The 14,232-nt window shown below is 54.4% G+C and carries 8 protein-coding genes and 1 pseudogene; 4 read left to right on the top strand and 5 right to left on the bottom strand.

The annotated features are described in order from the left end of the window. Positions 1-463: 463 nt before the first annotated feature. Positions 464-1,351 (bottom strand): LysR substrate-binding domain-containing protein, encoded by an 888-nt coding sequence (locus JBO08_RS24730; RefSeq protein ID WP_065945322.1) that lies wholly within the window; start codon positions 1,349-1,351, stop codon positions 464-466. A 222-nt stretch (positions 1,352-1,573) separates the two neighbouring features. On the opposite strand from JBO08_RS24730, the gene JBO08_RS24725 reads away from it, so the two are divergent. Further along, positions 1,574-2,536 (top strand): DMT family transporter, encoded by a 963-nt coding sequence (locus tag JBO08_RS24725; protein ID WP_065873301.1) that lies wholly within the window; start codon positions 1,574-1,576, stop codon positions 2,534-2,536. Here the strand turns inward: JBO08_RS24725 and JBO08_RS24720 are convergent. Beyond that, on the bottom strand, positions 2,531-3,154 hold the full coding sequence (locus JBO08_RS24720; RefSeq protein ID WP_065873302.1) for a transcriptional regulator: 624 nt from the start codon (positions 3,152-3,154) through the stop codon (positions 2,531-2,533). The genes JBO08_RS24725 and JBO08_RS24720 overlap by 6 nt on opposite strands. 187 nt (positions 3,155-3,341) lie before the next feature. On the opposite strand from JBO08_RS24720, the gene JBO08_RS24715 reads away from it, so the two are divergent. From JBO08_RS24715 to JBO08_RS24705, 3 genes and pseudogenes are all read left to right on the top strand, one after another. Next, complete coding sequence (locus JBO08_RS24715; RefSeq protein ID WP_065873303.1) at positions 3,342-4,289, top strand: ornithine cyclodeaminase family protein; 948 nt, start codon at positions 3,342-3,344, stop codon at positions 4,287-4,289. A gap of 30 nt (positions 4,290-4,319) precedes the next feature. Continuing rightward, a complete protein-coding gene (locus tag JBO08_RS24710) occupies positions 4,320-5,330 on the top strand; it encodes a membrane dipeptidase (RefSeq protein WP_225930644.1) in 1,011 nt (336 codons plus the stop codon). Positions 5,331-5,486: 156 nt separating this feature from the next. Next, a pseudogene (locus tag JBO08_RS24705) lies at positions 5,487-5,887 on the top strand (transposase); the annotation flags it as partial. 268 nt (positions 5,888-6,155) lie between these two features. On the opposite strand, the gene JBO08_RS24700 reads toward JBO08_RS24705, so the two are convergent. The 3 genes from JBO08_RS24700 to JBO08_RS24690 all read right to left on the bottom strand — a co-directional run bounded on the left by JBO08_RS24700 (position 6,156) and on the right by JBO08_RS24690 (position 14,212). After that, complete coding sequence (locus JBO08_RS24700; RefSeq protein WP_220075127.1) at positions 6,156-6,380, bottom strand: hypothetical protein; 225 nt, start codon at positions 6,378-6,380, stop codon at positions 6,156-6,158. Positions 6,381-6,725: 345 nt separating this feature from the next. Next, the gene (locus JBO08_RS24695; RefSeq protein WP_220075126.1) at positions 6,726-7,073 is read right to left on the bottom strand and encodes a DUF3969 family protein; all 348 of its coding nucleotides are present in this window, start codon (positions 7,071-7,073) and stop codon (positions 6,726-6,728) included. After that, a complete protein-coding gene (locus JBO08_RS24690) occupies positions 7,073-14,212 on the bottom strand; it encodes a DUF637 domain-containing protein (RefSeq protein WP_220075125.1) in 7,140 nt (2,379 codons plus the stop codon). The genes JBO08_RS24695 and JBO08_RS24690 overlap by 1 nt, the downstream gene beginning before the upstream one ends. Positions 14,213-14,232 lie beyond the last annotated feature (20 nt).

The raw sequence follows: 14,232 nt of genomic DNA, 5'->3' as shown, positions 1-14,232 counted from the left end.
CTGAGGAGCCGTGGGACCTGGCCAGTTACTGGACGATCATCTATCCCGCCGCGCTAGCGCTGTCGGTAATCCTCGGGGCAGTACTAAGAAGCTCACAGTGGTCCGCAGGTGGCGTCGTAATGCTCTCCCAGATCCCAGTGGTTTTAGCGATTTCTGGTGCATCCCCGTTGCTAGGCGTCGGTATCATCTATGCGGCCCTTCTCTCAATTCCGGCGATAGCCCTGTCATGGCTCGCTGGCAAATTGCGCTCAGGTAATAACGGACGATGGACATCTACGAAGAAATGAAGGCTCCGTTCCGGGAACAACCGAGACGCGTACTGATTACACAATAAAGATTGAGCCAGGCAAAAAAATACGGCGGCCGGACAGTACGACGTAACCCCCTGTTCGCCCAAATACGATTGATAGATGCCCTTTGCGCAGATCCCCCCGCAAAGCCAAGACAGAGTGTGCTCAAGTTATCAATTTTGTTGGGCTCGCTGCGCTACGTCGCAAAGCCATCGGCGCAACAGTTGGGCTGCCTCACCCAACACCACATCGTTGGCCTGCACCACGTAATAGCCTTTACCTGTCCTTAGGACAGCGTCAAAGACCGGTACGAGCAGGCCTCGCTGTACGTCCTCCTCAACCAGCCAAGGGCTGGTGAGCACTAGACCTTGATCGCGCCGGGCCGCGTCGATTGCCAGCTCAGACTGGTCGAATTTGAGGCTGCTGGAGAAGCTATCGGGAGACATCCCGACCGATGATAGCCATTGAGACCAGTGGGCATGAGACGTCGTATAGAGCAAGGTTGCCCCCAGCAAACAATCAAGGCTATGCAACTGGAGCCGTTCGCGGTAAGCCGGGCTGCAATAAACCCTTACCTCGTCCGGCAACAGCAGTTCTGCGTTCACGTCACTGCCATATCCATCGAAATGCCGCACTGCCAGGTCGCAAGTAGCGTCATTGAAATCCACAGCATCGGTAGATGCGCTCAAGTGCAGTTGCACCTCTGGATGACGTTCCGTGAACAAAGGCATGCGCTTTGCGAACCAGGAGTTGGCGAACGCCGGCGGCAGGCTTAAACGTACCTGCTTGTCCCTACTCCCTCGGACGGCGAGATTGGCGGTCTCTAGCTGGCGAAGCGCCGGCTTGACTTGCTCCCAATAGCTCAGCGCTTCAGCCGTTGGTCGTAGCCTGCGAACGTTACGCACAAACAGCGGCGTTCCTAGCCAACCTTCCAGCTTGCGAATTTGTTGCCCTACTGCTCCCGGCGTCACAAACAACTGGCGTGCCGCAAGACTGACGCTTCCCGTTCGCATGACCGCGTCGAAACAAGCTATGGCCCGAAGGGGCGTATCAGCTCTCATAACGTAGTTTTTCTCTTCTATAGGCTGAAAACACGTGATTTGTAGCGGCTTGCTTACTTTCGCACAATCCACGTTCGCCGTAGGGCAACAACAGATCCTAACTTCCAAGGAAAGGCCAATGTCGATTGTTCGAGCAACCTGGTTTGACGATAAATCACCCGAGGTGAACAGCAGGTCGTCGCAGGCAAATAAAGGGTTGCCCCAATCAAAAGGTATCGATGAATGAGGAAGTCAGTAGACGGAGCCGCCACGGCGGTGATGGTTCTGCTATGCCTCATATGGGGTGCCCAGCAAGTGGCGATCAAAGCTGTTGCGGGCGACATAGCTCCTATCATGCAGGTCGCCGTTCGCTCCGGAGTCGCTGCACTCCTGGTCTGGCTAATAGGAAAATGGATCATGCGGGAGGTATGGTTACCAAACGTTTGGTGCCGCTCCGGGTTAGTCGTGGGCGTTTTATTTGCCGCTGAGTTTCTGCTTGTTGCGCAAGGACTACGCTGGACAAGTGCTTCGCATATGGCGGTTTTTCTTTATACAGCGCCGTTATTCGCCGCCATCGGCCTGCACCTGCGCCTGCCGGAGGAGCGTCTTGGTGCAATGCAATGGCTTGGCATGTCTTTAGCATTCGCCGGTATTGCCATCACCTTTCTCATGCCGCGTGATGGGGGCGCGACTCAGCCAGCCATCACGGACAGTCTGCTGGGCGATCTGCTGGGTTTAGGCGCAGGTGCTGCATGGGGGTTCACGACCGTAGCGGTGCGTACCAGTCGCCTCAGTGAGGCACCAGCAACCCAGACTCTGTTCTACCAACTCGCGGGCGCGTTTCTCCTCTTGTTGCCCTTAAGCCTGCTGCTAGGCCAGAACGCAGTGACCTTTTCAACCCAAGCTCTGGCCAGCTTGATTTTTCAAACAGTGATTGTGTCAGTAGCAAGTTACTTAATCTGGTTCTGGATGCTTCGTCGCTACCTCGCAGCTCGCCTTGGTGTGCTGGCTTTCATGAGTCCGCTCTTTGGCGTACTCATGGGGTACCTATGGCTTGGAGAACAGACAAGTTACGGATTTCTGCTGGGTGCAAGCCTCACTATTGTTGGCCTGCTGGTAGTGAATCTCAGCAAGTCGGGCGGACAGACTCAGGAGGAAAGCAGTTATCTGAGACCCAAAAATCGCAAGGAGAAAGTACCGTTATAAACCCGTGGCTGCTCTGGAGCGCCTTAGATATTTGTAGACGGTAGCCCGTGATAGAGATAACAGCTCGCAGATGTAGTTGGTTGCATTGCGCAACGCGAAGACTCCGCCTTTATCCATTTCACCAATCAGTGCCACCATTTCTTCTGAAGTAAGCGACGCCAATGTCACCCTGCGAGCCCTCAAAAATTCATCCATGATCGCGTGCGCTGACTCTTGGAAATCGGTGGCAAACAATGCCGGAGGCTTCTCAACTGTATTTTCAAAACCTAAAAATGATGCAGCGATTTCTGCCATCCCGCTCATGACAGTGATGTCAAAATTTACGCATAAGAGCCCGATCTGGATCCCTTCAGGATCTCGGAGCACCGCTGTAACCGACCTTAGCTGTCGGCGATCAAAATTCACCTTTCTATAAGGGCCCGCAACATCTCCCTCGAATGATGCCCCATCGTTGATATCCGTCAATGAACTGTCGCCGACCCGCCGCTGAGAGAACACATTGAAGATATGTGCAATCTTTCCGGAGGCCAGGTCATGAATAATGACCTCGGCGTGCGGATCCAGGAGCTTCGCAATCGCCTGGGCGCTGCTGATGTAATTATCCAGATGTTTATTCACGGTAAAAATATGCCTCGAAAAAATACAAAACGTCTTCAGGATACTAATTGTATTTTTGTGCTATGGTTATGCCCGCCTTTACTGAAGCGCCCGATTGTAGCGCCATATCCCGTCTAACGGCGGCGAGTAACCGCCAGTCAGCCGGGTAAGCACAACGCCCGTCTTTCAATAGCCGATGGAGCAATCGATGAATATCTACACCCAAGCGCAAATCATGAGTGCCTTGTGCCCGAGGGACGCTGCTGCGCTGATTGCAGAAGGATTCATTGCCCATGCTAACGGACGGGTGCAGCTACCTCAGGTTCAAAGCTTTCAGTTCCCGGCCAGCAACGGTGACTGCTGCGTGAAGTCGGCTTGGATGCTAGGAGACGAGGTGTTTTCAGTCAGGGTCTCGGCAGGTTTCTACGACAATCCTGCGAAGGGTTTTTCCAGTAACGGTGGGTTGACGCTGATTTTCTCGGCCTTGACGGGGCAACCCGTCGCTTTGCTTCGGGATGGCGGCTGGCTGACCTCAATGCGTACAGCGCTGGCGGGGCAAATCGTGGCGAGGGCCATGGCGCCCTCACAGGTGAGAGGCATCGGTGTGGTGGGTACCGGCGACCAGGCACGCATGCAACTGGAACACCTGATGCCCGTCACGGCATGTCGACGCTTGACGGTTTACGGGCGTAACCGGCAAGGCTTGGAACAATACTGTGAATTTGCCGACGCTTTAGGCTTTGATGTCGTTGCTACCCAAGATGCAAAGGACGTTGCGACCAACTCCAACCTGATCATCACGGCTACACCCTCTCGCGAAGCCATCATCGCGAATGAATGGGTCAACCCTGGGACACACATCACTGCTATTGGCGCAGACAGTTTTGGCAAGCAAGAGCTGGATGTGCGCCTGGTTGCACGTGCCGATGTGATTGTCGTGGACTCAATCGAGCAATGCTGCCAATTCGGTGAGATTTCAGGAGCCTTCAAATCCGGCCTGATCGACAAAGGCAGCCTTGTAGCACTCGGCAGCGTATTGAGCGGTCACGCCATCGGACGACAGGACGACACGCAGATTACCATTGCAGACCTTACAGGCTTAGGCGTGCAGGATGCTCAGATTGCGAAATGCGCCGTGGCATCATTAGCGCACTAATGGATAGCGACGCGATTAGACGGGGTTTAAATGATGAAGCTTGACCCATCAGGAGTCAGCAAGCCCCCGGTGATTCAATGGGAGGCCCATGCGTGCTTGCCATTGATTCCCGGACAGGATATGTCCCGCCTGAACAGGTATCGAGCAGCCGGCTTCCATCATGTGTCGATCAACGTTGGCATGGACATGACCCCGTTTGAAACGGTGATCCGAACAATTGCGGGGTTTAGAAGCTGGCTGGCTGATCACCCGGAAGACTTTGTCCTGGTGGCCACCGCCGACGATATCTACCAGGCGCACAAGTATAGAAAGCTCGCGGTCTCCTTTGACCTCGAAGGTTCAAACATGCTGCTACAGGATCCTGCGATGGTGGCACTGTTCGCAAGCTTAGGGGTTCGCCAAATGTTGCTTGCCTACAACCGCGACAACAGTTGCGCTGGCGGCTGCCATGGAGCAAGTACCGGATTGACCCCCCTGGGACGCAAGATCGTACAGGGTATTAATACAGCAGGAATTATCATTGACTGTTCGCACGCCAGCAAAAGCGCCAGTCTTGAAATTATGGAAATTTCACAGCTCCCTGCGATTTTTTCTCACACCAACGTTAAAGCGGTTTTTGATCACCCGCGAACAATCGACGACGAACAAATATTCGCGTGTGCGGCTCAAGGTGGGGTGATCGGACTTACAGGTTTAGGCATATTCTTGGGCGACCCATCCGCCTCTGTAGACGCTTACATTCGACAAATCGACTATCTGGCAGAGCGCATCGGGACACGCCATATTGGGATAGGCTTGGATACCGAGTTGTACCCTGAGCATAAAGATTTGCCGGAAGGTGAAAAAGAGGAAGACTGGTGGCCGATTGAGCACTATGGCCAGATGAACGGACATGTTCAATTGCAGCCAGAGACACTGGGTGAGGTTGCACAACAATTAACGCGCTTGGGTTACTCAGATGCGGATATCCAGGCGATCTACGGCAATAATTTCATGCGTATTGCACAGGCAACCTGGCCAAGACCGAAACCTGGGACTTGAATCGCACCCCGTTAATTGAACACGCGTCTGATCAATTGGATGAGCAATCAACGCGCTACAGAAGCGTGCAGCCGTTCCAGGCTGTCAATCGAGTGCTGGCGCAGGCGCACAGTAATCACTGCGGATTGACCGGCGTGTCAATTAGCGTGATGACACACCTTACTTCCTGAGAGCCTCGACGACTACGTCAGCGGTACCAATCCGGTGCGCGTAGTCGACGTCTTTGTCGACGAACTCGACTTGGTCAACTTGGGGTTTGATAACGCTATTCCTGCTGATACAGGCCGACCTGGTTATCACCCTGCGATCCTGCTGAAGATCTATATCTACGGCTATCTCACCGAATTCAGTCGAGCCGGCGCCTGGAGCAAGAAGCCTAGTGTAACGTCGAATTGATGTGGCTGACTGGGCGTTTGATGCCGGACTTCAAGACTATCGCCGACTTCCGAAAAGACGCCAGCAAGGCCATCCGAAGCGTCTGTCGCCAGTTCGTTGTGCTGTGTCAGCAGTTGGGATTGTTTGGAGAGAATCGGGTCGCCATCGATGGCAGTCAATTTATGATCACCTGGGAAATCCAAGGCAAAAAAAAGCCTGCATCTCTGCAGGCTTTCTCTATCTGGCTCCACGACCTGGACTCGAACCAGGGACTCAACGATTAACAGTGATCTGCTAGCTGTTAGGCACACTGGGGCCACGAAAACGTGGTGAAGCGATGCGATTGCTGCATAGCGTGAGTGCATGAATGCGACACGCCACGAAAAGATCCAGCTAAAACGGCTCTCTTTAGCTAATGGGTACCCTCGCCCGGCTCAACTCTGCCCCTCATTAGTTATCATAGGGATAGTTATATTTTTTTGGAAAACTGTAATCGTCAGAAATTTTCGGCCAGCTACCTGTTAGAAGGGTCTTTTCAGCATCCTCCACAATAGCATCGAAAAAGCTAGACAAACCCATCGCTCGGGACCTAATAAAAATTAACGCCGCCTGAATGGCCAATTCATCATCGGATTCATACGCTTGGGAAAGCAAGTTTTCGTCGCTCTCAAGCAACTAAATTCTTCTCGACAAGTCCATTTCCAGTATCCCTTTTTAATCTATGCACAAATCATCCGGATCGATGGGTAGGTTCAGTTTCTTGCCCAAAATCTCAAGAAAATTCTGCTTCATGTGATCAAGAAGTGTATAGCTTTTCATTTTGGCAAACTTCGGCCTTCACTAAGCGCCACTCTAGACTTTTCATTATTATACGACCCATCAAGATTCAAGACACTCTTAACTCCTCCCTCGCTATCAAAAACCTCAAGATGTTTTTTATGCAGCCCATCTAAATAATACTTATCACCTTTCGCAATATTATCTCAAAATCATCGGGATTCAGTATTATTTTCCACAATTTCATTTTAATCTTGCATGGGCAGCGTACGGGTCCTGCGCGACCGTACCAATTATATAATTAGAAAAACGCTCAATCATTTTATTCAATTCAACATCAAACTTTAATGGTAGCAAATCCAAGATATCGTCCAATTCACAACAGTCCATAATAATTCCACACAGCTCTGAAGAAATGCCTTTTTCACCCAGCACCCTTACAGTTCTAGGCGAAAACAATAAACGTTCAGCTTCGGCAAGTGTCATGACTTTATCACTAATCGACTTCAACAACCCGATAGATGTGGCAGCTAAAAATCGTGCAGCCTCCTCTGGCTCATATAGCTCTACGACTAAAACTGGATTTTCCATCAATAATTACTCCAATCTGGCTTAGTTTTCACATTAAAAACTTTCCCACTTTCACTTTGAAAGTAATGAATCGACACTTTATTTCCGACCGCATCATAACCGTCCTTGTAAATCTTAGTCCATTTTCCTGCTTCTACTTGCCTAAGATCGCTTAGCAGTTCGCTATTGTTTACCACATTTTTGGTTGTTGATCCCGCCCGCTCCCTAAACCCTGCGGGAAACTCAGGTGCTTTACGAATGGAATCGTATACGTTCTGAATACCTCGATTCTTCCCGACATCACCAATGATGCCCGTTTTGATCCCAGCTCCAGCAGCTCCAGTTTTACCCGCTGTTGAGGAAAAAAGATCCATCCCCGGGTTTAAAGCGTCCATAACAGAAGCAGCGGCATTTCCAGCAATATCACCACTCTTAGCCCGGATGCTTTCGGCAATATTTATATTGATAGCTTCCTGATTCCTGTCCATCGCTGTCAGGAGTGCTATGGCGCGCCCAGATACATTGTCTACACCAGACTTTCTCAGCTCCTCCACTAAAGCCCAGTTTGAGGGAGTTTCATTTTTAAGCCGCTCATAAACTTGCTCGCACATCGTCGGATTATCACGACATAAACTTGGAAAGCCTTTATTCCTAGTTGCATCCAAGTCGTTGTAATAATCGCGAACTTTTTGACAGGCATCTTCAGTCGCGCACGTATTAAGCTTCCGTTCTTTCTCAACAAGTTCCTCATGAAAAAGATAATTAAATGTAGTGGCCTTTTGAGCGATCACTGAGCCAGTGTTGAGGTCTCCCCCGACAGCAGCAGCTCCCACCAGACCAGTGAGCTGGGAAAAAACCAACTGCAGCTGTTCATTTTTACCAGCCGCACCGGCCATGACGTTAATCAAAGCCTCGTTCAATCCCGCAGCAGCTGCACCAGTTTTGAAGTCACTCCCCGTCAGCTCTGCCAATAGGCCACCCATGATGGCGTGGGCAGCAATTTTCTGGACACTTCCGTTTGGAAAGGTGATTTGGTCCCCAACCCAATTGAAGCCGGTGGCCATGGCCATGTTGCCGGCCTCGCCCAGCAGCGCTGCGTTGAAATTGCTACTGAAACTGCCACCACCAATCGCAGTGGATACACCACTGCTGATAAATGCTCGCGTTACTGTACGAGTCGCCGCATCAGTCGCATTGCTCCAACGGAAGATATCTTTGGAAGGGTTAGCTGCGCTTACAGCAGCACCATCTGTGGGTTGAATACCCTGTGTGGCGGACCCAGTACCATCGGCTGCCGTAAACCATTTATCGTCGGCGTAATCAAGAAACCCAGCAGTAAACCCTGCAATCGCAGCGTTCTTCAAACTACCCGCGCTGAACGTATCTTTGATCGCCAGACCAAGATTGCCCTTGTTATCAATGGTGCTGGTGACTGCAGTAGTGCTCAAGCTGGCCGCGACGGCCAAGTTAGTTCCACTCAACCCAAGACCCGCAGGGCCAAGTATGAAAGACATCAGAATTGCGATGGCAATCTTGGCGCCGGCTCCCAGCCCGGACGATTCATACTTGAAGCTGTCGTGAATTTCTTTTACTTGGCGCCAATCGATATCGCCCCGAGCTTCCGCCTGCTTCATCCAAGCAAGGTTCGGATCAGCTTGAACCATCGCGTCGATGGTTTGGCTAACGCTCTGTTGATCGACCTGTTTGATGTCAATACGAATGCCTTCGGCCGCTTTAATGACAAGCTTGCCTTGAGCGATCAGAGCGCTTTGCCGAAGGGTCTCATCCGTTTTCCCTTCGCCTTTCATCTTGTACCAAGCCAAGTCCCCCTTGCTCTTGGTATGGCTCTCATCGTGGAAGTCCTTCACGCCCTCAAACACGATGCGGCCGCCGCTATCGAGTGTCAGGTCCTTTCCGCTGTCCAGGGTTGCCACTTGATAGCGCTGATCGCCGCCACTCTTGAGCGTGAGATCGCCGCCCGTCTTGATTTCACTCCCGACGTTCGTGTGCTGTGTTACCTCATCCCGTTTAGCAGCGTTACTCCCCCAACTGCCTTTCTTGGTCATGTCATAAAGGGAGTAGTCGCGATTGAGCTCAGCCAGTAAATTCATCTGGTTACCGGCAACAAGATACGCTTCATTACCGGCGTTGATTTTGCTGGCGACCATCGTCACGTCGTTCAGCGCAGCGACGTTTACATCTCCACCGGCATCAATCGTCGTACCCTGCTGCCGAATATGGTCTTCCTCCTGATTGACCTTCTTGCCGCTGCGTTTATAGCGATACTCACTTGATTCTTCGTTGGCAGCCGCCAGGAGGTTCACATCCTTGCCAGACAGGTTGACGTCGCTCCCCGCCTTGACATGGCTGGCGACCATCGTCAGCTCATTCGTCGCCACAACATCGAGATCCCCACCGACCTTTATCTCACTGGCATGCTGCACCGTCTGACTTTGTTCCCAGAAATGCCGTTTGTCCTGACGCATCGACCCGGTTTCTTCGCGAGCTGCCGCAATCACCACATCATTACCCGCGCTTAACTCCGCGTCCTTGCCTGCCGTAATGGCCCCGCCCACATTCAGCAGATCCCGCGCGGCATGCATCGTCAGGTTGTTTCCGGCTTCAATGCTCGCAGCGCTATCCACAACAGCAGTCTTGGAGCTGAACCCTTTTCCACTGTTTTCAATCGTGGTGATAGTCCGGTCATTGCGGATATCGCCGGTCAACGTGCTCAGGTCAACATCCTTGCCTTTGAGGATGCCGCCTTGCATGTTCACCAAGTCCTTGCCCGCGACCAGCTTGAGCTTTTCACCAGCCTCGGCTAGCCGCGTGTTCACCAGATTGTTGCCTGCTGCTGCCGACAGGTTTTCACTGGCACGCAAGGTCCCGGCGTTCTTCAAGTCCGCCCCGGCAATCAGCGTCACATCCTTGCCTTGAATCAGCGCGCCATCCGCCGTCAGGCGGTTGTTCGCCTGGGCCATGTACAGCACGGGCACCAACACGTGCTCGCCGTTTATCACCTGGTCTTCCATCCAGACGATGTCATGGGTCAACGCTGCGACTTGTTGCGAAGTCAGGGTCACACCGACGGCGAGATTGAGTTGGTCCTTACTGGCGATGGCGTTGTTCATCAGGTACTTGAACATGCCTTCATCGCTGGTCTGGCCGTCGATGTAGCGCTGGCCCGTGCGCGCAGTGACCGCCTGCTGGATCAGGCGTTGTTCATAGAGGCCGTCGCCCAGACGCTTCCACGCGGTCTGCGGGTCGTAGCCGAGTTTGTCCAGCATGTAATCCGAACTCATGAATTGCTTGAGGTCGGTAAGCGCCGGATCGGTGACTACCAAATACTTGGGAGTGGTGATCGTGCGGCTGGCGTTGGAGCCCTGGATGTTCGCCTTGCTCAGGTCCTGGCTGCTTTGTGCAACGGCTGCGCTGTCGACCAAGTGAAACAAGCCGCTTTGGCCGGTTGGCAAAGTGAAGCCAGGCATCGTGGTTGGGTTGACTTGTTGTTGCGCCAGGTCCGGTGGCAATTGTGGGTTCAGCACGACGACGGCAGGCTGGGTCACGGTGGTGGCACCGCCTTTGTCCGCGACGGGCGTAGGCGGTGTGAACTGTACGATGCTGCTGTTTTCCAGCTGCTGGGTAGCCTGGATGTTGACACTGCCTGCCGCTTGAATCACGGCGGCAACCGGGGCGCCCGGTGTCACGGTGGTGGTATCACCCACCAGGTTGAAAGAGTTGAGCGCGCCGACGGGTAAGACCTTCGGGTTAGGCTGCGCGTTATAGGGGGCTATCCAGTTGCCACGGAAGCGCTCATCCGTACCATCACTGACGCGACCGGTGTTCCAGGTGCGTGTGCGGGTACTGGTACCGGTAGTGGCGCCGATGTTGGCAACGTTATCGGCAGTGATTAGCAAGTCTGCGCCAGAGGCCATGGTGCTGTATTTGTTGAGCACGCTGGAACCATCGATGGTCAGCTTGGAACCGCTCTGAATCGAGGCGCTGGCCGAATCCGTCGCCACCACGCTTTTGGAGACTTCGTTGGCAATGTAGTCGACGTTGTGGTGGTCACCGCTACAGTCGTAGCACTTCACACTGAGGCTACCGGACACCACTTGGTCGACAGTGCTGAATACATCCTTACGGTTGATAACGGTGTCGCTGCGCATCAACAGTTCATTCGCCGCTTCGATATGACTGGAGATGTTTTCCACGGATGCGCTACGGGCCACACCATCGCGGGCCATCATGCTCAGTCCGCCAAGGCTGTAGATGTCGGCATAGTAGTTGGTCAGGTTCTTGAAGCGCAGCGCCATGTCGGTGCCGCTGAAAATCAGACCATGATCGTTACGCACGGCATCAGCGTTCAGCTCAACTTTTCCTGCGCCACCGAGGGTGCCAGTGTTGGTGACGCTGGCGGCGGTCAGCGAGAAGGTCCCACCACTGGTGATGCGGCCAGCGTTGGTCCAACTGTCGCCCTTGCCGGTGAAGCTCTGGCTGGCGGCGAGCTTGCCGGTGGCGGCCTGGTTGAATTGGCCAACGGTCACATCCAGCACTGCGGCCTGGATGTCAGTGTTGTTGTCCCACTTGGACGCGTCGACGGTCAGGGTGCCGGCGGTGGCGATGCTTCCGCCGATATTGCTGAACTTCGCCAGATCGACCCCAAAAGTGCCGGTGCCGACATGGAGGATATTACCGTCGGTGTTCTTGAAACTGGACATGCGCAGGGACACGTCATGGTTGGCGGCTTCGATCATGCCGCTCTGGTTATCGAGCAACTGCGCGCTGGCCACGCTGGCGGTACCTTGCTGGCCAAGAGAACGCAGCTTGCCGTTCTGGTTGTTGATGGACGCGGCGTCGATCAGCAAACCGCTGCTGCCTTCGACCAGGCCAGATTGGTTGTTCAGCTCGCCGGTGAGGCCGAAATCGATGGCGTCGGCGGCCGCTCGGCCTTGGATGTTGTTGAGGTCGTGAGCACGAACCGTCAGCTTTTGCTTGGCCAGCAGGGCGCCGTCTTGGTTGTCGAGGGTGGCAGTGGTGATCAGTGCATCGCCACTCAAGGCGGACACTTGGCCGCCGTTATTGAGTACTGATTGTTGCGCACCCAAGTCGAGCGAGTCGGCCTGGATCAGCCCCGCGTCGCCCACGACAGTCAGCGACTTGCCGTTATCCAGCACCGTTGCCAGGGTGGTTTTAAGCTTGCCTGCAACGCTGGCTAAAACGCCGCCACGGTTATCGACACTCTTGGCATCGATATCGAGTTCGCCGGTCTGGGTGATGACACTGCCATCTTGGTTGTTCAGTCCCTCACTCAGAGTCGCGGTGATTCCGCTCTGACTGAGCAGGATGCCGGTGGCGTTCTCCACCGCACCGCCGTTGAGGGTCAGGCCCTGCTGGGTGCTGATGATGCCTTTGCCGGAGTTGATCAGTTGCTGGTGGGCCGTGAGGCCCATTGCATGGGCGGACGCGATGTAGCCGTCGAGGCTGTTGTCGATGATGTCGGCGGTCAGAGTGAGCTGGCCTTGGCTGATCAGTTTGCCGCCTTGCTGATTGAAGATTTTGGCGGTGGCGAGAATGTCGCCCTGGCTGGTGATCTGACCCTTAACGTTTTCGACGGTGGTGCCGTCCAGGGTCAGCGCACCTTTGGCGGTGATTTTGCCGCTGCTATTGTCGAGGCTGGCCACGTCCAGGCCCAGAGTGTCCTGGCTGCTGATGATGCCGCTGGTGTTCTTCACCGCTGTCGCTTTCAGCGTTTGCTCACCACCGCTGGCCAGGGTGCCGTTGTCGCGGTTATCGAGCGTACCTCCAAGGGTAGTTTTGGCCGTCCCCTGGCTGGTCAGGGTCCCGCCGCGATTGTCGATGTCCTTAGCATTGAGCGTCAGACCTGTGTTGGCCGAGAGTGTGCCGGCACGGTTATCGAGGGTTTCAGTGGCAGTGACCTTGAGGTCGCGGCTGGCGATGACGCTCTGGCCACGGTTGTCGATGTTCTTGGCGGTGAGGCTCACATCACCGGTCTGATTGCGGGTGTTCTCCGGGGTGACACCGGCCTCGACCATGCCGAGGTTGTCGAGCTGACCGTCGCTGGTCAGCTTGACGCTGTCCTGAGCAGCGATGGAACGGCGGTTGGTCAGTGTGCCTTGGGTGATTGCTTCGACTCGAGTACCGCCATAGATCGCACCTCGGGCATCGAGGCTCTGGGCGTTCATGACAACCGCTTCAGCCGCCGTGGCTTGCGCCAGGCTCAGGTGACCATTGGCATCCAGCTGCATATCGCCGCCACTGGCGAGCATCTTGCCGTCGAGTTTTACCCCGACACCGGCTTCGCTACTCACCAGCCTGATCGCTCCTGCATACATGCCACCCAGCGTCGAGGAGTCGATGGCCAGTTGAGGGGCGGTGGCTGGATCAGCGACACGCGCAGTGGTTTTTAGGGTCTTGGCATCAACGTCATTGGCACCGGCGATGATCGTCAGCTTCTTGGCCTGGATCTCGGCATTGATCTTGGCTGAGCGGGCGATGATTTCGAAGCTGTCGATGTTGTTGGCATTCAGGCCGGCGCCTTCGATGGACACGCTGCCTTGGTCGACTTGGTAGCGGCTGACCTGGCCGTTTTCGATCACTGCTTTACCCGTGGTCAACGTGGCTTGCGGAGTATTGATAAAACCGCAGCCGTTGCAGGTGATGCCATAGGGGTTGGCAACGATCACATGCGCCGACTGCCCCGCCACTTCGGTAAACCCGCGTAACTGGCTCGGACTACCACCGTTCACCTCGTTGAGGATCACATTTGCGGCATTGCCCTTGAGGTTGGAGTTGCCGAGGATGATCCCACCCAACTGCGTGGACTGGGTCCGGCTGGTGGCGTTGTTGAGGATCACGCCCTGCTGGCCGACGTTGTAATCCTTGAACTGGTTATGCGACAGCCCACTGCCATTGGGCGCAGCAATATTGACGATCGGCACGCCATTCGCCGCCTGCCCCAGGCTGGTTCCAGGTGCGCTGACTACAATTCCGTCCGCCTGGGCCAGCAACGGCTGCCAGAACATCGCGTTGGCCAACACCAACGCTAATCCACGTTTGGGCAACCCCAAGAAGTTGGAACGGCTTTTCAGGGCTGCAGAAGGTTGGCGCGCGAGGAAGGCGAACTGGCGAACGTCCATGTCATGTCTCAATGCCCGAG

This window comes from Pseudomonas sp. LAP_36 (assembly GCF_019456785.1).
In the GTDB taxonomy this organism is placed as follows: Bacteria; Pseudomonadota; Gammaproteobacteria; order Pseudomonadales; family Pseudomonadaceae; genus Aquipseudomonas; species Aquipseudomonas tritici.
This window is presented reverse-complemented; position numbering and strand designations above follow the sequence as displayed.